The sequence below is a fragment of the Microcoleus sp. A003_D6 genome, assembly GCF_036702825.1.
GTDB lineage: Bacteria > Cyanobacteriota > Cyanobacteriia > Cyanobacteriales > Microcoleaceae > Microcoleus.
The window spans coordinates 1-19,077 of the sequence record NZ_JAUBWA010000027.1; the positions used below are offsets into that span (position 1 = coordinate 1).

Annotated in this window: 10 protein-coding genes and 1 CRISPR repeat array; of the genes, 1 reads left to right on the top strand and 9 read right to left on the bottom strand. The window is 44.1% G+C overall.

What is annotated here, in order from left to right:
• Nucleotides 1-228: 228 nt before the first annotated feature.
• The gene (locus QUB70_RS10085) at nucleotides 229-669 is read right to left on the bottom strand and encodes a pentapeptide repeat-containing protein (RefSeq protein WP_332980029.1); all 441 of its coding nucleotides are present in this window, start codon (nucleotides 667-669) and stop codon (nucleotides 229-231) included.
• Nucleotides 670-1,226: 557 nt separating this feature from the next.
• Between QUB70_RS10085 and QUB70_RS10090 the strand changes: the two genes are divergently transcribed.
• On the top strand, nucleotides 1,227-4,541 hold the full coding sequence (locus tag QUB70_RS10090) for an EAL domain-containing protein (RefSeq protein ID WP_442927756.1): 3,315 nt from the start codon (nucleotides 1,227-1,229) through the stop codon (nucleotides 4,539-4,541).
• Between the two features lie 106 nt (nucleotides 4,542-4,647).
• Here QUB70_RS10090 and sipA read toward each other — a convergent pair whose 3' ends face one another.
• The 8 genes from sipA to cas10d form a co-directional block, all read right to left on the bottom strand.
• Entirely contained in the window at nucleotides 4,648-4,869 is a 222-nt protein-coding gene (gene sipA / locus QUB70_RS10095; RefSeq protein WP_332980093.1) for a regulatory protein SipA, read from the bottom strand.
• A 108-nt stretch (nucleotides 4,870-4,977) separates the two neighbouring features.
• Nucleotides 4,978-10,493: a CRISPR direct-repeat array (repeat unit 37 nt; unit sequence GTTTCAATCCCTGATAGGGTTTTAGGTTTTTTTCGGC).
• Between the two features lie 251 nt (nucleotides 10,494-10,744).
• Entirely contained in the window at nucleotides 10,745-11,020 is a 276-nt protein-coding gene (cas2, locus tag QUB70_RS10100) for a CRISPR-associated endonuclease Cas2 (protein WP_172188456.1), read from the bottom strand.
• A 2-nt stretch (nucleotides 11,021-11,022) separates the two neighbouring features.
• Nucleotides 11,023-12,024 carry a type I-D CRISPR-associated endonuclease Cas1d gene (gene cas1d, locus QUB70_RS10105; RefSeq protein WP_332980031.1) on the bottom strand — a complete coding sequence of 334 codons (1,002 nt, stop codon included), beginning with the start codon at nucleotides 12,022-12,024 and terminating at the stop codon, nucleotides 11,023-11,025.
• 27 nt (nucleotides 12,025-12,051) lie between these two features.
• Nucleotides 12,052-12,645 (bottom strand): CRISPR-associated protein Cas4, encoded by a 594-nt coding sequence (cas4, locus tag QUB70_RS10110; protein WP_332980032.1) that lies wholly within the window; start codon nucleotides 12,643-12,645, stop codon nucleotides 12,052-12,054.
• Between the two features lie 165 nt (nucleotides 12,646-12,810).
• Nucleotides 12,811-13,644 (bottom strand): CRISPR-associated endoribonuclease Cas6, encoded by an 834-nt coding sequence (gene cas6, locus QUB70_RS10115; RefSeq protein WP_332980034.1) that lies wholly within the window; start codon nucleotides 13,642-13,644, stop codon nucleotides 12,811-12,813.
• Nucleotides 13,645-13,734: 90 nt separating this feature from the next.
• Nucleotides 13,735-14,442, bottom strand: a complete 708-nt coding sequence (gene cas5d, locus QUB70_RS10120) for a type I-D CRISPR-associated protein Cas5/Csc1 (protein WP_332980036.1) — start codon at nucleotides 14,440-14,442, stop codon at nucleotides 13,735-13,737.
• Between the two features lie 5 nt (nucleotides 14,443-14,447).
• Nucleotides 14,448-15,503, bottom strand: a complete 1,056-nt coding sequence (gene cas7d, locus QUB70_RS10125) for a type I-D CRISPR-associated protein Cas7/Csc2 (RefSeq protein WP_332980038.1) — start codon at nucleotides 15,501-15,503, stop codon at nucleotides 14,448-14,450.
• Between the two features lie 65 nt (nucleotides 15,504-15,568).
• A complete protein-coding gene (gene cas10d, locus QUB70_RS10130; protein ID WP_332980039.1) occupies nucleotides 15,569-19,075 on the bottom strand; it encodes a type I-D CRISPR-associated protein Cas10d/Csc3 in 3,507 nt (1,168 codons plus the stop codon).
• Nucleotides 19,076-19,077: the final 2 nt, after the last annotated feature.

Consider the following 19,077-nt stretch of genomic DNA (forward strand, 5'->3'; position numbering starts at 1 on the left):
AAGAATTAAGAAAGATTCACGGCGGTTAAAACCGCCCGTGCCGCTTACATCTCATGGCTAAAGCCGATGAGTTTTCCGCTTGCCGAACTTTTTTTTATAAGTATTAAAGCAATACTAATTTTAATTTAGCACCTGGGTCCAAATACGGCGAATCAATTAAAAACCCGGTTTCTGGGGAAAAACCGGGTTTTAAACTGAAAATTGGCGTTTTCCATTCTTCTAACAAGTTTACTGATCGTAGCTGCCGCCGACGCCGATTTGTGTATTGTAGATTTTGGCATCAGTGATGGTCATATCTTCCATTGATGCGCCGGATACGTCTGCGGTGTTAATAATTGCTGCGGTCAGATTTGCCCGATCGAGGTCTGCGCCATTTAAACTGGCATTAGTCAGGAAAACTGCGGTTAAGTTAGCACCCGTCAAGTTAGCGCCCGTCAAGTCAGCACCTTCGAGGTTGGCGCGAGAGAGATTTGCCCCTTGCAAATTCGCTTCTCTCAAATCTGCACCAATTAAATGAGCTTCCGCCAAATTTGCTCCCGACAAGTCGCACTTAAAACATTGCCCGGTTGACAGTAACTGTTTGACTTGATCCGGATTTTGGGCGCGAGCGGGCCCGGCCAATAGTAGGGGAGTAATTAAAAGAGTAGCGGCTAGTAGATGGCGTTTCATAATCCCTTTTCCTCAGCAGATTCGGTGTTTAAGTTCTTCTGTTTATATCTACAATTTTAGCACGGTTGTTTTCGGAAATTGCGATCGAATTCACAGCAGGTCTGTGATATCGATTGCCCTCTACAACGCACAAATAGTCTCGAAAAGGTCGCAAAACTTAATGTTGCAAAACTTAATACAGTGTCTTTTGGTAGTAAACTTTTATACGTTAGCTAGGACAGCCAACAGATGTGTACTTCGGAAGATGGATCTCATTAGCGCTGCGGTGGATGATATTTATAAGTTAATTTTATTGCCAAAAATTCCAGACAAATACATTATTTTTAATAAAACTGTCACGGGACAGAAAATTTACACTTAAAATAAAGATACAATTATAACTCTATAGGTAGAGGGAGATCCGTCAACGGCCCGATCCCCAGCCCTAGATTAAGGTGCATTTTTAACAAAAATTTTAATTAGGTCTCAGCAGCGCTGTAAAAATCCACCTACTGCTTGGAAAGCAGCGCATTTTAGGAATGTCCCAGAGGCGTACCCCTCGCCAAACTAAATTAAATATGTTCAAAAACGAGTCCTCCAAGTATCTGCCGACTATAGATCAAGTAATTGACCGATCCCCCTTGACAGTTGCGCCAGATACCCCACTATCCGAAGTAATTACCCTGATGGGTCAACGGCGCCCAAGTTGCTCTCTAAACGCAGACATTCCACCAACCGATATCTACCAGCAACTAACAGAACTCGCCAATCCCCCCACCTCAAGTGCCTTCAGAGATGCGACAGGTATCTGCGTCTTTGTCGTGGAAAAATCATCCTCGCCATCTGCTCAAAATTCTCAATTGCAAGGAATCTTCACCGAGAGGGATCTCGTCGATTTGATTGCGTCGGGCAAAAACTTAAAAAATGTCAAAATCGCAGAAGTCATGAAGCAGCCTGCGACAACTCTCACCAAAGGTGAAGAGCAAGACATTTTTAGTGCCCTAATTCTGCTGGGCCACCAAAGAATTCACCACCTGCCAATATTAAATAATGGCGGTCAACTCCTAGGAGTAATTACGCCGGAAAGCATTCGCCAAGCGATGCTGCTACCTGCAAATATCTTAAAAATGCGCAGCGTGAAAGAAGTAATGACTGCACAAGTCATTCAAGCGCCTGTCACCGCGTCGGTGATGAGTTTAGCTGAGTTGATGGCGCAGCACCGCGTTAGCTGCGTGGTAATTACAGAATCAACAGAATTATCGATTAATTTGCCGTTTCCTATTCCCGTAGGTATAGTCACAGAACGGGATATTGTGGAATTTCAAGCTTTAGATATAGATTTGTCGCAAACGATCGCCCAAACTGTGATGAGTACCCCCTTATTTAGTCTCAAGCTAGAAGACTCGCTGTGGGTAGCTCATCAGGAAATGCAGCAGCGTTTAGTCCGCAGGTTGGTAGTAACGGGGGTTAGGGGAGAACTGCTGGGAATAGTTACTCAAAGCAGCTTGCTGCGCGTACTTGACCCGATGGAAATGTCCGGGGCAATTGATGTCCTGCACGATTCAGTCGCAGAAAGGACTAGCGAATTGCAAAAAGCCATCGCATCCCTCAGCTTGACTAACGCCCGACTGGAAAGCGAAATCGCTACCCGCGTGCAGGCCGAGGTGCGGCTGCAACTGTTAGAATCTGTCGCAGTCAACGCTAACGACGCGATCGTAATTATGGATGCGGGACACAGCAATATCTCCGATCCCGCCATCATCTACGTCAACGAAGCTTTTACCCAAATGACTGGTTATCGGCCCGAAGAAATTATCGGGCAAACACCTAGTTGTCTGCGCGGGCCCGACAGCGACGGCACTCAAGTTGCCAAAATTCGCCGCGCTTTTTCTCGCCGAGAACCGCTGCGCTTGGAATTGATCAACTACCGCAAAGACGGTTCAACTTATTGGGTGGAACTCAACAGCGTACCGGTTGCTGACGAGTTAGGGAACGTCACTCACTGGGTGTCCGTGCAGCGGGATATTAGCGATCGCAAGCGCATGGAACAAGCATTTTTTGAGGAAAAAGAACTCGCTCAGGTTACTCTACAATCGATCGGCGACGCAGTAATCGCTACTGATGCCGGCGGCTGCATTTCTACCCTCAATCCAGTTGCCGAAAAACTCACGGGTTGGTCAACCTCGGAAGCTCAAGGTTTGCCCCTCGCCAGCGTACTCAGAATAGTTGACGAAACCAGCAGGATGCCGATCGAAAATATCGCCCAAATCGCTTTGTACGAAGGTCGGATTGTTGACCAAGGGTACAACAGCTTGCTGATTGCCCGCAACAATCGCGAATTTGCGATCGACCACTGCGTCGCGCCCATCCACGCCAGCAACGGCGAAATTGTCGGGGCCGTCGTTGTGTTCCGAGATGTCACCAAAGTGCGAACTCAAGCGCGGCAATTAACCTGGCAAGCAACTCACGACGCCCTGACGCAATTAGTCAACCGCTGCGAATTTGAATACCAGCTAGAACACGCCCTGCACAGCGCTCAAGGTTACGGTCAACAACACGTTATGCTTTACCTGGATCTCGATCGTTTCAAAATAGTTAACGACACTTCCGGTCACGTTGCAGGTGACGAACTGCTGCGGCAAGTCAGCCTGCTATTTAAAAGGAATATCGGCAAAACTGATATTTTGGCGCGTCTGGGCGGCGATGAGTTTGCCGTACTCCTGTACCAGTGTTCCCCCGAACGGGGATTGGATGTTGCAGAATCGCTGCTGCAAAGCATTCAGGGATTCCGGTTTGGGTGGCAGGACAAAACTTTTTCGATCGGCGTCAGTATCGGTTTGGTGGCAATTAATCCCAAAACAGCATCGACATCTGCGGTTTTGAGCGCGGCTGATATTGCTTGCTACGCTGCTAAAAATAAAGGCCGCAACCGGGTGCAGGTTTATCAAGCGGGCGATCGGGAATTAATCAAACAGCACGGCGAAACCCAGTGGGTAGTGCAAATTAATCAAGCTTTAGAAGAGAATCGCTTTTGCTTGTACTCTCAGCCGATCGTACATTTGCTCAACTCTCCCACTACGGGAACCCACTGCGAAATCCTGCTGCGGCTACAGCTTGCAACGGGTCAGTTGGTGTCGCCGATGGCGTTTATTCCGGCAGCCGAACGCTACAACTTGATGCACGCGATCGACCGCTGGGTAATTCGCACTTTATTTAGCAATTTATCTAAATTTTTCACCGCAAATTTATTAGTCCAAAACCCCGGTGCAGATAGCGATAAAATAGTGACCTTGCCTGCTTGCTCTGTTTTGTCTAATTCGCAATCCTCATTTGGCAAATATCCCAGCCTTTATGCAATCAACCTTTCTGGAGACAGCATCAACGAAGAAAAGTTTATCGAGTTTATTCAGGAGCAGTTTTCCATCCATCAAATACCCCCGGAAATAATTTGTTTTGAAATTACCGAAACCGTGGCGATCGCTAATCTCAGCAAGGCAGCAAGCTTGATTTGGCAACTCAAGGAACTCGGCTGCCAGTTTGCCTTGGACGACTTCGGCAGCGGGATGTCTTCCTTTGCTTACCTGAAAAGCTTGCCGGTTGACTATATCAAAATTGACGGCAATTTTATTAAGAATCTTGCCGACAATCCTATTGATATCGCAATGGTGGAAGCTATTACCAAAATTGCTCACGTTATGGGAATTAAAACTGTTGCTGAGTATGTGGAAAGTCAAACAGTTATCGATAAACTCAAGGAACTTGGGGTAGATTACGCTCAAGGTTATTATTTGGGAAAACCTCAACCTTGTAATTTCAGCTCTCCTAATTTAGAGGATTTTTTGGGGGAATTGCCTGTTAATTCTTTGGCTTTTGAAGCAAAGCTGGCTTCTTAAACCGTTGACAGAAGGAAGAAGGAAGAGGGAAGAGGGAAGAGGGAAGAGGGAGAATAGCCCAATTCCCAATTCCCAATGACAACTGCCAACTGTCAACTGTCAACTGTCAACTGATAGCAGCTTCAAGGTACTGACTGTCTAACAGAAAAGCACCTTTTTCAAAGCGAATGCCCCAATAATTGCCGGGACGCCGATCGATCACAACACCTTCAGCGCCGATCGCAATTACATTGGCAGGCCGCAGCATGGGCATGGGTTCGGCAGTTTTGACGTAAGGTGGCATTGCCACAACTCGGACTTTTTGACCGACGGTGAATTCTTTTTCCATGAGTTTTATTCCTTTTGGCGATCGGCATAACCTAGTCATATCAAATCCGGTGGCATCGGAATTATGTAGTGCGAGTGATGACTTTCTCAATTAACTGATCTTTTATTTGTTTCAATCCCTGATAGGGTTTTAGGTATTTTGCGGCCAATGTTGCCTACACTTCAACAGGCAATCGTAGGCACGTTTCAATCCCTGATAGGGTTTTAGGTTTTTTTCGGTGCATAATTGGCGGATTTGTTTAGCCAAGACTTTGAGTTTCAATCCCTGATAGGGTTTTAGGTTTTTTTCGGTGCTATTATTTCGTAGGTCTTGCCGGAGTTGGAGGAAAGTTTCAATCCCTGATAGGGTTTTAGGTTTTTTTCGGTTCAATGCGGGCAGATTCGCCCACTAACTCTTCTAAGTTTCAATCCCTGATAGGGTTTTAGGTTTTTTTCGGTTCTCTTACGAGATTGTCGATCGCCAGGGTAAATTAAGGTTTCAATCCCTGATAGGGTTTTAGGTTTTTTTCGGCTACCCTGTCGCAGCCATCAGCGCAAAGCGAGAAGTTTCAATCCCTGATAGGGTTTTAGGTTTTTTTCGGCTGTTCAAATCCAAACCGATGCCCGACAGGGTGACTAAGCTGTTTCAATCCCTGATAGGGTTTTAGGTTTTTTTCGGCTGAATCCCGAGTTCGCCTCGCTCTCCTTTTTTTGAGTTTCAATCCCTGATAGGGTTTTAGGTTTTTTTCGGCTTTAAATCCTACTGCGAGCAAGGATTGGGCCGCCAGCACTTCGTTTCAATCCCTGATAGGGTTTTAGGTTTTTTTCGGCTTGCAAAGTGTCGGTTTTGCCGATCGCCCAAAATGTTTCAATCCCTGATAGGGTTTTAGGTTTTTTTCGGTCCGGGTTTAACAGCTTAGAAATTTATCCTTTAGGTTTCAATCCCTGATAGGGTTTTAGGTTTTTTTCGGCGTTGCAATCAATACTATGGTGACAATAGTAGTATCTGGGTTTCAATCCCTGATAGGGTTTTAGGTTTTTTTCGGCGATGTAGACGCTGCCGTTAATTTAATGCTTCGCGTTTCAATCCCTGATAGGGTTTTAGGTTTTTTTCGGCGGCGGCAGAGTTTACTTTGATTCACGGCCGATCGCCCGTTTCAATCCCTGATAGGGTTTTAGGTTTTTTTCGGCCTGATGACCCCGTAGCGTTAGCTTGTAAGGATTACGGGTATAATGTTGGTTTCAATCCCTGATAGGGTTTTAGGTTTTTTTCGGCTGAACAAGTCCGAAATATGTTTGAGAGGGAGATTTTAGTTTCAATCCCTGATAGGGTTTTAGGTTTTTTTCGGCGAGATGCAAAAGCGGTTTAGTCGCTATATAGTAAGGTTTCAATCCCTGATAGGGTTTTAGGTTTTTTTCGGCGGTTCTACCCAAGTAGGGTCACGCATATATTTAGTGTTTCAATCCCTGATAGGGTTTTAGGTTTTTTTCGGCATAAAAAAGTTTGTGGAGTAGGTGGTTCTCATATTGGTTTCAATCCCTGATAGGGTTTTAGGTTTTTTTCGGCCGATATTAGGTACATGAAGAACAGAGAGAGCGACACGTTTCAATCCCTGATAGGGTTTTAGGTTTTTTTCGGCTCAATAGCTGACACTCTTAATGAGCTAATCCAAGTGTTTCAATCCCTGATAGGGTTTTAGGTTTTTTTCGGCTATGGCAAAAACAGTCGAAGTTTTGACTTTAATGTTTCAATCCCTGATAGGGTTTTAGGTTTTTTTCGGCGGAGTTTTATCACATCAGCCACCTGAATTAGTATCCGTTTCAATCCCTGATAGGGTTTTAGGTTTTTTTCGGCTTACGCGCTGGCCATCTTTGTAAGACAGTCGGTAAGTTTCAATCCCTGATAGGGTTTTAGGTTTTTTTCGGCGTCGCTGGACGAGCGAATGTGGTATCCATGATTGTTTCAATCCCTGATAGGGTTTTAGGTTTTTTTCGGCTCTATGCGATCAGGGCGCTGCACGGAGCTTTATTTCGCGTTTCAATCCCTGATAGGGTTTTAGGTTTTTTTCGGCTATCAATCCCGACGCGGTTGGCGGGCAAAGATTCAGCCGCTCGTTTCAATCCCTGATAGGGTTTTAGGTTTTTTTCGGCTGGCAGTCGGTTGAGCTGATGCCCGATTTCTTTCGTTTCAATCCCTGATAGGGTTTTAGGTTTTTTTCGGCGGCGATCGGGCAAACCGACCAAGCGGCATTTGTGTTTCAATCCCTGATAGGGTTTTAGGTTTTTTTCGGCCAACCGGTCTCCCACCGACAGCCGAGCTTTTCCGTTTCAATCCCTGATAGGGTTTTAGGTTTTTTTCGGCTGACCCTCTATTCGGAACCGGTATTGCAAATAAAGTTTCAATCCCTGATAGGGTTTTAGGTTTTTTTCGGCACGAAGAAGCGAGCGGCCGCCTCCCCGCTGGGAGTTTCAATCCCTGATAGGGTTTTAGGTTTTTTTCGGCAGAAGTCAAATACATAATAACTCTAAAATAATAAGTTTCAATCCCTGATAGGGTTTTAGGTTTTTTTCGGCAAAAGTATCCGAATGTTCAATTCCTGAAATAGTAGTTTCAATCCCTGATAGGGTTTTAGGTTTTTTTCGGCCCGGCAGTATTCTCTCTAAATACTCTACAAGTATGGTCAAGGTTTCAATCCCTGATAGGGTTTTAGGTTTTTTTCGGCAGAAGGTTTAGCATTTGGTGCGTAAAAAATCCAGTTTCAATCCCTGATAGGGTTTTAGGTTTTTTTCGGCATGACTAACTAAGGCATTGCACCTCAGTAGTAGGCTTATGTTTCAATCCCTGATAGGGTTTTAGGTTTTTTTCGGCATGATTTATATAATAGAGAACTTAATATGATAAGTTTCAATCCCTGATAGGGTTTTAGGTTTTTTTCGGCAGAGGATAAAAGCGAGCGAGTAGCTGAGATAAGAAATCAGTTTCAATCCCTGATAGGGTTTTAGGTTTTTTTCGGCTTCCTATCTCAGGAGGTTGATGCTCTTTACCGTGTTTCAATCCCTGATAGGGTTTTAGGTTTTTTTCGGCTTAAACAGAACCTTGAAAATTGAGTCGATAGACACGAAGTTTACGTTTCAATCCCTGATAGGGTTTTAGGTTTTTTTCGGCGATAAAATCGTCGTCCCTAGCTTTATTTTAGGAGGTTTCAATCCCTGATAGGGTTTTAGGTTTTTTTCGGCTCTAATGCTAGTGCTGACCTAAATAATAAGATTGTTTCAATCCCTGATAGGGTTTTAGGTTTTTTTCGGCTTTACTAAAAGTAGGTGTATTATTTCACTTACATGTTTCAATCCCTGATAGGGTTTTAGGTTTTTTTCGGCCCCCAGCGTGAAGGCGCTCCCGCCCGCACCTCCGTTTCAATCCCTGATAGGGTTTTAGGTTTTTTTCGGCCAAACAAATAGCAGATGGCAAGCTGTCAGTATTTTCTGTTTCAATCCCTGATAGGGTTTTAGGTTTTTTTCGGCAGAATAGCAAATCTACCAGTGCTAAAAAAGGTTCCAAGTTTCAATCCCTGATAGGGTTTTAGGTTTTTTTCGGCAGGACTGACTGTAAAACTTGCAGTTTTTTCCTGATGAGTTTCAATCCCTGATAGGGTTTTAGGTTTTTTTCGGCTTAACAAAACTTACCAATCCCCACGCCGCCAGTTGCCCGTTTCAATCCCTGATAGGGTTTTAGGTTTTTTTCGGCTGAAATTTGGACTATCAGAATCCATCGGTGTGATATTTCAATCCCTGATAGGGTTTTAGGTTTTTTTCGGCCGGAGCGCTAGAAAGTATCGTTGTGCGAACTGGAACGTTTCAATCCCTGATAGGGTTTTAGGTTTTTTTCGGCAAATAGCCAAAGAAACACCGCCGGAACCCGTTAAGTTTCAATCCCTGATAGGGTTTTAGGTTTTTTTCGGCGCCCACCATCCCCCGAACCACCACCATCCCCCGGTTTCAATCCCTGATAGGGTTTTAGGTTTTTTTCGGCCCAAAAAATGTTCCCAATCGCTCGGTTTATACCTGTGGTTTCAATCCCTGATAGGGTTTTAGGTTTTTTTCGGCAAATCTCAAGACTTGGATTTGTCGGCTAAGAAGCAGGCAGCGTTTCAATCCCTGATAGGGTTTTAGGTTTTTTTCGGCTTCTTTTCAAAAAGCTCCGGTTACCCGAGTATTGTTTCAATCCCTGATAGGGTTTTAGGTTTTTTTCGGCGAGCCAACCCGGCAGGACAGGGCCCAGACGGAAACGAGTTTCAATCCCTGATAGGGTTTTAGGTTTTTTTCGGCGCGGCCAGCACTGCCGATAACCGGTTTTGCCTTCAGTGTTTCAATCCCTGATAGGGTTTTAGGTTTTTTTCGGCACTGTTCGCACCTCCCGGTGGCATTCCTCGTCGGTTTCAATCCCTGATAGGGTTTTAGGTTTTTTTCGGCTACACAGTATCCTTCGGCACGAGGATCGAGATGGGTTTCAATCCCTGATAGGGTTTTAGGTTTTTTTCGGCTGGCTCCTTGCTCGCCGCTATGATAAGTCCCGTCAGAGTTTCAATCCCTGATAGGGTTTTAGGTTTTTTTCGGCGTCCATATTTGCTCGACATCATTCCAGACACTTGGTCATGTTTCAATCCCTGATAGGGTTTTAGGTTTTTTTCGGCTGCATCAGCAAAAAAGCAATTTGAGGATTTCAGCGTTTCAATCCCTGATAGGGTTTTAGGTTTTTTTCGGCTCCCGAACCGCGACTCCAGCAAGTGCGGATGAAAAAATCGTTTCAATCCCTGATAGGGTTTTAGGTTTTTTTCGGCGTGATTAAATTCAGGAGCATTATTTTGAGCTTTTTGGTTTCAATCCCTGATAGGGTTTTAGGTTTTTTTCGGCTTTCTGGTGTGGAGCCGCCTTTTTTCGTGCCCAGGTTTCAATCCCTGATAGGGTTTTAGGTTTTTTTCGGCGTAGGGCGTTTCGGCTGTAAAGAAAACACTATCTGTTTCAATCCCTGATAGGGTTTTAGGTTTTTTTCGGCCAGATGAGACTGCTATCACTTACAGATGAGACTGCTATGTTTCAATCCCTGATAGGGTTTTAGGTTTTTTTCGGCTGTACTTTTTATCTATGTCCCAGCCTGCGAGTATTTCTTCGTTTCAATCCCTGATAGGGTTTTAGGTTTTTTTCGGCTAAAAAGTGCGGGCGATCGGGAATGAGATCCGCGTTTCAATCCCTGATAGGGTTTTAGGTTTTTTTCGGCTGATAAAAATATCTAACGAGTTTGGCGGAACAACCCTTGAAGTTTCAATCCCTGATAGGGTTTTAGGTTTTTTTCGGCACGATCGGTGCTTGTTGGATGTACAAAAACACTTCCGCGTTTCAATCCCTGATAGGGTTTTAGGTTTTTTTCGGCACTCTGATTAGAGCTTTGGGGATGCTATGTGCTGAGTTTCAATCCCTGATAGGGTTTTAGGTTTTTTTCGGCCCTTGACCATGATGACATCTTACACCCCGATGCCTTGTGGTTTCAATCCCTGATAGGGTTTTAGGTTTTTTTCGGCCTGAGAAATGGTGTCTGCCTTTGATTGAGGGAAGTTTCAATCCCTGATAGGGTTTTAGGTTTTTTTCGGCCGCCCGTTCCAGAAGCCTTGCTGTATTTGGTTTTCAAGGTGCAGTTCCGTGAATCTAAAACAAAAGTACCATCCCAGCCTTTGACTTGTCAATACCCAATTTTCCATATTCACCCCCAAACCTTATCCTGTAAAGCTTTCAGACTTTCCGTGAATCGTTTTTTCAGAGGAGGGGCATCAAACTCTTGCTGCACATGAGTTTGAGCCGAAAAATTTGATACCCCGATTTTAACACCTACCCATTCACGGAAACTAAGCAAAAAATATTGTACGATCGGCAGGAACGACCCCACCAATGCGTTCAATCTTACCCTGACAGCACGCGCACAGCGGGAAAAACAAAATACTGTCTTCGTTGGGTTTGATGACTTTGTTCAGGCGCGATCGCAACTTAGCATACTGAGTCTCACTCAAATCAGCACACTCAAACACACTGTACTGCATCCACTGCCCGTAAGACTTCAGCATTTTGTGAATCTTTGTCCGGCGCTTGTCTTCGGAAATATCGTAAGAAATCAGAATGTGCATATCTAGTACAAAACTAAAGGTGGATATTTGTCAATTTCGCCCATCAAATATTTCGCCAACAGCCGCCCTTGAATTTCAAAAGCCTCTTGATAAGTGCACTTGCGTTTCAAAACAGGATGCTTAAACTCAGACTGCTTTTTCTTTTCATACAGCTTCAGAAACTCTTTCCGTCCCGTTTCCGACAGTCGCACCACATTACTCAGAGGTTCCACAGTAAAATCATTCGGCGTCAGAATCCGGCGATTAATCGCGTTCAAAATGATACTGTCAGCTACCAAAGGGCGGAACTCTTCCATCAAATCAAACGCTAAACCCACGCGGCCGTAGCGCTGCATATGAAGGTATCCTAAATAAGGGTCAAATCCCACAATATTAATCGCGCTTTGCACATCGTGACGCAGCAGCGTGTAAGCAAAATTCATCAAAGAATTCACCGGATCGGTAGCTGGGCGGTGTCGCGGTTTAAAAACAAAGCCTTCCGCGCGAATTAATTGGTTGAAAACTCCGAAATACGCAGCACTCCCAGCACCTTCGTGCCCGCGCAAAGAGTCAATATTGTCAGTTTTGTCAAGTTTGGCGATCGCATTTGAAATCTGCATAATTGCCGAGGCTAAATTGAGTTCCGAATGTTCCCGCTGAGTTTGAGATAAACTGGTGCGATAGTTCTTCAATTTCCCCCGAATAAAACCCCGGACAACATGAATAGCTTGGGGAGTTTCCCCCGCCGCTTTCCACTGAGCATTGCGAACGAAAATATTTTTACTTAATTCCGGTTCCAGCTTACCCAAATAGTGACCGGTATCGGTGATAAAAGTCAGAGGAATTTTCCTTTGTAGCAATTCTGCGATCGCGGCCGGAGAAATAGTCGCCCGTCCCAAAATCACCACTCCATCTAAATGAATCAAAGGCACATCCTGTAATATTTGATTCTTTGCCTTGACATTCAGCCGTTCATCTGTTTTCCCAATAAACACATCATCTTGATTGATATAAAGTGTTCCCACGATCGACTCCTAAATTTGTAGTTTGGATTAATTAGCTTCTTGATAGCGCAGGACTTTCTCAGCAGCTTGGGGCAAACATTGCTGATAAAGGCTGCAACCTTGACAGCGTTTGCTATAATTAGGTCGAGGCATTGTGCCTGTTTGCAGCAAAAATTGGATAGCGGTGATAGTGGCGATCGCCTCCTGTCTCAACCCCTCAGAAATATCCACTAATTGCCGCTGATGCGACTGCGCGTAATACACATATCCAGTCGCAATAGTTTTCCCCGTCATCTCCTCCAAACAAAGCGCTTGGGCGCAAACCTGCAACTCATCATTATCCCATTCGCCCTTGCGGCCGCGCTTGTATTCCACCGGATAAATCTCACCGTCAGCCGATTCAATCAAATCCGATTTACCAATCAGTTTGTAGCGCTCGGATTTCAGCCAAATCGCCCGAACCTGCCAAGTTTCATCGCGGTTAATTTCGCCCATCGTGTGAACGCGATCGTGCAAACTTGTCCCTTCAATGGTATACTGATTGTCGGTGAATTCTCCAGCGCAAGACATTCGCCAACAGCGGTGAGCGCAGTAGGAATACTGGTTGAGAGATGCGATCGAAATGTAATCAGAATCGTTCATAATTTTGATTGTTTGTAAGAGATTGGTCATTGGAATTAGCAACAGGCAAGATGCCTGTTCCACAAGAGTTTAGTGTTATTGTGGGGTGGGCATCTTGCCCGCCCTAGAATTCCGGCATCTTGCCCCCCCTGGAATTCCGGCATCTTGCCCGCCCAGGAAATCCGTTTAACTCTTATTAACAACAATCCGCCGAGTCATTCCCATCCCCATCGGAGTTTTCCTCCCCACCCCGCAGTAAACCGCAAAATCAGCCAAAGCATTAATTTGCTTAATCACTAAAGGCTCCACATCTCCCAAAATCCGATAACTAACCTCCCCAACCATGCCGACAAAATCGCTTTGATAGTTAGTCAATCTTTCACTTCTGATATTGACAAAAGTCGAAAAAAGTGCATCGAAAGAAAGATCGGGAAGTGCGATCGGGCTGTACTTATTCCACCGACTGAGGAGACTGTTAAAAACGCAGTCTCTAGTAGGAATCACTGAATCAAATTTCCCCTGTCGAAAGGTAGTAGGAGTCGCAAAACTGAAGGCAATTAAGCGATTAGTTTCGGAAGCGCGATCGTACAATTGAGAGTATTCGCAGGCATGAGCCCAAGGCTGATCTATTTGGGGCGTTCCGAGAATCTTAGTAATCATCAAATCGGCGGGCCCGAGATGCCACGGCTTCGAGGGATTGAGATTCAGCCAAAGATTAGTTAATTTGCCGAATAGAGTGTCATCAAGCAGAGTAATCCGCCACCAACAGAGGGTGTGTTCGGGAATCGGTTCGGTGTGTTCCCATTGCAGGAAATGGTGTTTTTTGAAAGGGCATTTTTTAGTTTGCAAAGGGCTGAGGGTGAAGGATTTTTGGGCCGTGGCATCGTGGAGGCGATCGCCGAGTTGTTTGTCAACTGAGCTCACGAGGGTGAGGAAGAGGGCGTGCAGGTGTCTTCCGGTGAGGTATCCGGGGGGAATTGGGGCCAGGGGAAGGATGTTGAGGACGAGGCTGTGCGGCATATTTGGTTAATGGTTAAAATTGGTTCCTTATCTAAATTGCTCGTTCCCAGGTTCTACCTGGGAACGCATTTCTAGAGGATCTGCCTCCTATTAATCGGCCCGAAAGCGGTATTCCATACACGCCGGAATTTTGAGTTGGTCAAACTCGTAATATCGCCCTAGCATTTTGACATTTTGGATGAGGCTAACCGGAGGCATATTAACCACATCGTAGCTAATCACTTGATGGGAAAACATCACGTCTAAAGGGTTGAGAAGATAGGGAAAGATGAAGTCTGTTTCTGAGGGCGATCGCTTCACTTCCTTCTGTTCTACGATTTCGACTGCTGCTTTGGTCATCCACTTTCCCAGACGAATCCATTTCGCTAGTTTCAGAGACTTCTCTGAGATTAGGAAAAACTCGAATTTGCTTTCAGGAGCAATTTCTTTGGTTCTGCCAAAACTGGGGATATTTTTCTGGGTTTTTTCCATCTCAACGTGATAGTTGTTGTTGGCATATTTCCAGGTGTTGAGAGTGGAGGAGTGGGAGATCGATCGCGCCGGAGTGACATAAATTCCCTGTTGGTTGAGCGCCGTTAAATGCTGCTCGTATTTAGGGATTTGTTCTGGACAAAAATAGCGATATGAATCATCTTCTGCAACGGTGGTGGAATAGATTTCGCTATCCACCAAGCCGAGGGCGTAACAAAGCGCGTAATTGTGAATTACTGGCTCGGTTTCGTAAAGTCTCCCTATCTCGCGAGTTGCAAAATAAAGGCTATCGTGCAACTCGATTTGACAGCGGTAAATAAAAGCCATTTTTGTTACTCCGCTGCTGCTGTAGCTCCTGCCTTACCCTTGATATGCTTCTTAGCGTAAGCTTTAGCCTCGTCGTCGGCTTTCTTTAAAATTGCTTTAACCGTTGTCTCATTACTCGTCAGAGCCTTAACTTCTTTGAGAAGAGCATCAAATTCTTCATCGATGAAAGGAATTTTTACAATCGGTTCGTCATCCAACAGAGATTGAATTGCAGTCTTAGCGTGATCCATCACATCATCTTCATCTAACGGGTCAAGAGATTGCAGAACTTCATTAGGAAACAGGTCGTAGATAGCCTGAGTCCAACGGAGGTTACTGGTGATTTCGCCATCGGCAAAAACAACACCAATTAATTCATTACGCATCGTGCCTGTACGAGTGGTTTGTGCACCGTAACGACTGGTACGCAGGATGTTATTGAAGACATATAGAAACCCTGCCTCAGTTGCATCTTTGAGGGTGATAATGCTAGGAAAGAAAACCTGTGGCCGGATGTGATCTTGTTGATTTATTCTGGCCGTAGTTGTACCGAGTTCTCCATCTGGCTTGCCCTTATCTTTACCTTTTGGTAATTCTTTCATCTCTCCTTTCGCTGCCATTGTACCATTTTCGTAGGGAGCATTCAGCGTAAAGGTTTCATGAGAATCATCAAAGGGTGTGATTGAGTATGCAGTATCAACCACCACCTTAGATTTTTCCGATCCAGAATCACCAATAGCAAAGCCATAGATAATGCAATCGGGGTTATCCATTGCGAATCGGACGTTGTACTCGCATTCTTGCGCGGTCATAAATCCATAATTGCGAAGCAATTCCCGACCAACTAGGCGTTCAGGTGTAGATTGTTTGCGCTTGAACATCGTCAGACGGCTGATCGGACCACGATTCTCGCGTTTTATTCCTGCCCTCACTCTCGCCTTATTAAGTTCTTGGTCTGTTTGAAATAAGGGATAGGATTCGGTGACACGAATAGTCAAGAAATGGATATATTTTCCCATTGGTTTGTAGGGAATTTCATTTTGGAAGCATTTGGTTTGGTCAACATTTTTCAGAAAAGTCATTGTTTGTCTCCAGTTAGGTTTTGTACATTAAGTCTGGTGATTTGCAAAGCTAGCTAGTTAGTTAGTTAGTCATCATTTTCAGCATCATTATATTCAAAATCATTCTCACTTGCTAGCTTTTTCCTTGCACGATTTTCCTTATCGCTTTCAAGGCGATAAAGGAACTCGCAAGTATCTCGAATGAGGTTGAGTTGACGACCAGCTAAACGAGCACGATCGCCTGCAAAAGACTTTTCAAATACTTCAATAACAAAGTAATTTGCAAAGTCCATAATTGCGTCGTGTTCCTCATCCCGTTTAGCAATCACCCAACGTCCATCAGCGGTCGAGTTATGCACTCGCTCCATCAGTTTAAAAATTTTAGCAGCTACAGTTTCGACTAAATTAAATCCTCCCTCCGTATATGCTTTGAGAATCACATCCGCTGCTTCATCAATTGGCTTGAGAATTGCATTCGATTTCGTCGGTTTTCCTTTACTTGATTTAGCTCGGTAGAACTTGCGATAAAGTTCTGTAAGTTTTTTCGGATGATTCAAGGGTGATGGCGATTCTGGTTCCACAATTAATTCCTCAGATTCAGGTTTATAAGTAACGTAGGGGTCAAAACAAGGGTAAAACGAGTGAGCATAAAGCTTGATTTTACTCAAACTCGGTGCATCTACTTTTTGCTTACGAGCCCAATTATTTAAGTAAGCAAAAACATAAAGCGGGCTAGTTTCAAAATCCTTTGCGAGCTCACTCAGTTTACCCCAGTTGGCATCATAGCCAGATTTTCCCTGCTTAGCATTCACATCTAAATGAATTGCATAAGCAGCAGTCAAGGCATTTAAAGGTGCAGGGTATTTTTTACCGTTTTCCTCCCATCCTTCTAAAATATAGTCAAGACGAAAGCGATCGCGCTTCGTCAAAACCCGAAAAGCTGGCGGCGCACTATCTAGAAAGACGCTTTCTTCAAAGTCTGCACCGTCATTAAATGGTGGAATTGGCGACTCCGAAACCACCGTTTTGACATCCAGAATCATTGGGAATGCAAAAGCTAACCAAGCTGGCATAATCCAAGATTCTGTATCAGTTATTTTTTTATCTTTCCCTTTTTTTTCTGGTGGCAAAGCCATAAAATAGAATGTTAGCGGTTGTTTGTCAGGATAGGAAAGTTTGAAAGTTTTATTTTTTCTAGCTTCCGCTTGTTGATCCAGATGAAAGACATCAACGTTTTGATAACGATCGAGTTCAAAATTAGCATTAAGTTCTTTGCTAATAAAGTGATTGCGAACTCCCGTATCAAAGCGAGTTTGAGAAATATTATCGTAAGCCTGATGCAAAAATGCGTTCGTTTCAGGAGTGCAGTAATAAGTGGGATAAAAGTAGAGATAGCGGTATTTAGCATCCTCAAATCGCGATCCAATTTCCTGAGTTTGGCTCATTAAAATCTGCCGTAGCATCATTTCTATCCCAGCAATACTGGAAATATTGCGTTTAGCATTAGATCCTCCAAGCATTTGCTTATTAGTATAAACTTGCGGCGTGAATAAAACGGCTGATTCCATTTGTTCGGTAACAGTATAAGCCGAGTGAGAAATCGAACAAACTAACTGTTTTCCCCGTCCCGATTTTTTTGCAGCTTGATAACGATCTAACTCATATAAGAAAATTTGACCTGATATTGGCTCTGGTTCTGCTGTTTGTAACATCACAACTCGTGTCACCCACAGTCGCAAATCTTCCCAACCATCGGGAATATTGTATTCAGACAAGATTGGCTGAATTAAAGTTGTAATATGTGCAATTAACTCCTCGCCAATTGGACGCACATCCTCAATACTAGGGTGATGTTCTATATACTTGGCAGCTAAATAGTACCATTCGTAAGGAACACCGCCCGTACTGCCTTTGAGTTTGTGTTCCTTGATGCTTTCATTAATCCGCTGAATTTCTCGGATAGTTGGTAGGTGTTCTGAGAGATTCCAGAACTCTGCAACTTGATGAATTAAATTTTCAGGAGTTAAATCAATTGCTGGTAGTTTGGGTAATTCTCGATCTTTCTTACGTTCGGCTTCACGCTTTTTGCGTTCAGATTCCATTTTTGCAACGCAATCTCCCCAGATTTTACGACTCACTGCATCCCCAAATTCAGCAAGTTGATCGATCCGAATATCCTCTGAAAATCGAAAGTCATAATCAGCCGATAAGATTTCCTGTTTTTGAAATTTTACTAGATTATCGCTGCGGTCTTTTGAAACAGGCTTTTTCCCATCTTTTAGAATCCTCATGGTTGCACTTAAGGCAACTTTCATCAAGTTTGGAATGTCAAAAAATAAATTGTAGTAATCGGCATACTTCATGCCTTTACCATCTCGACTAAAGCCTGTTTGTCTGTTTTTGAGTTCTTTTGCACAGAGAGATTTGATTTGATTAACGACTCGATCGGGTATACTATCAACTGTCACAGAAGGTGCATTGCGGTGTGTCAAATAAATGATACCTGTTGGTAAATACAGCAATGGCTCATAATAATGAATATCCTGTGAATTGATGTCAGTATGTGCATTCATCACGGCATTATTGACAATATTGGTGAGGACGCCGCGATTTTCAGCAATACTGTGATATGAGAGTTTCAGTTGTCTGTCACTGACTTGACCGAGCAGATTATTTAAACCGGGTTGGAGAGCATCTTGAGGATGTTTGACAATGGATGCTAAACGGTCCGCTAGACAAGCTAGTTTAGCCAATTCGACCAGTTTATCTCCTTTAAGTTTAGGCTGAAGTCCGCTGCGTTCAGAAAAATTCCAGTTTGTATCCCATCGCGTTTGAGCGTTGTAAGCGATGCAGAGTAAATCATCAAGATACTCGCGATAGGCTTCTGGATCGTTGGAATTAATTAATCGATCGAGATTGAGTTCGCGAATGATTACTTCAATAATTTCTCGATGTTCCGGGATTGACAATTCACGGATTTTCTGATCCTGGTTTTTCTGAAAATCTGTGTATTTCTGCGACATTTGAGGAAATCTGCAATAATCAAATTTCTCAAAGTCGTGAAGAATGAAAGCAGCAACGAGTAACCGTCTTTCTGGTTCGCGAATCACGCGCTTAACGGTTGTATTCAATTTTTCTAGGCGCTGTTCGATTAAATTAGCCGGGAAAAGTCCGTTAAGTAAATGAGTATTTAGGGATTGATCGGCGGCATTTCTCCTGTTCATCACTTTGCCTTTTGCTGCGAGTTCCTGTTCTTTTGCTTCGATCCATTTGCCGCCTTTGGCAGTCACGCCGATCGCCACCCGCAGCAGATTTGGCAGAACATACTCGGCAAAATCAGCCATGATGGGGTCATCGGGATTTTGAGCCAAGATTGCCGATCGCAAAAGCTTAACGGTAATTAACTCCTGTTGGGGCGGCTCAATATCGCGATCGCTACTTTCAAAACCCAAACCCAAATCATCATCATCGTCTTCTTCTTCCAAATCATCCTCTTCCAAATCATCAAACTGTTCAACATTCAAATTCTGTGGTGCGTCAAAAAGTGATAGTTGTATAAATTCTGACTCGGTTGGTTTATTCTTCTTGGCCATTT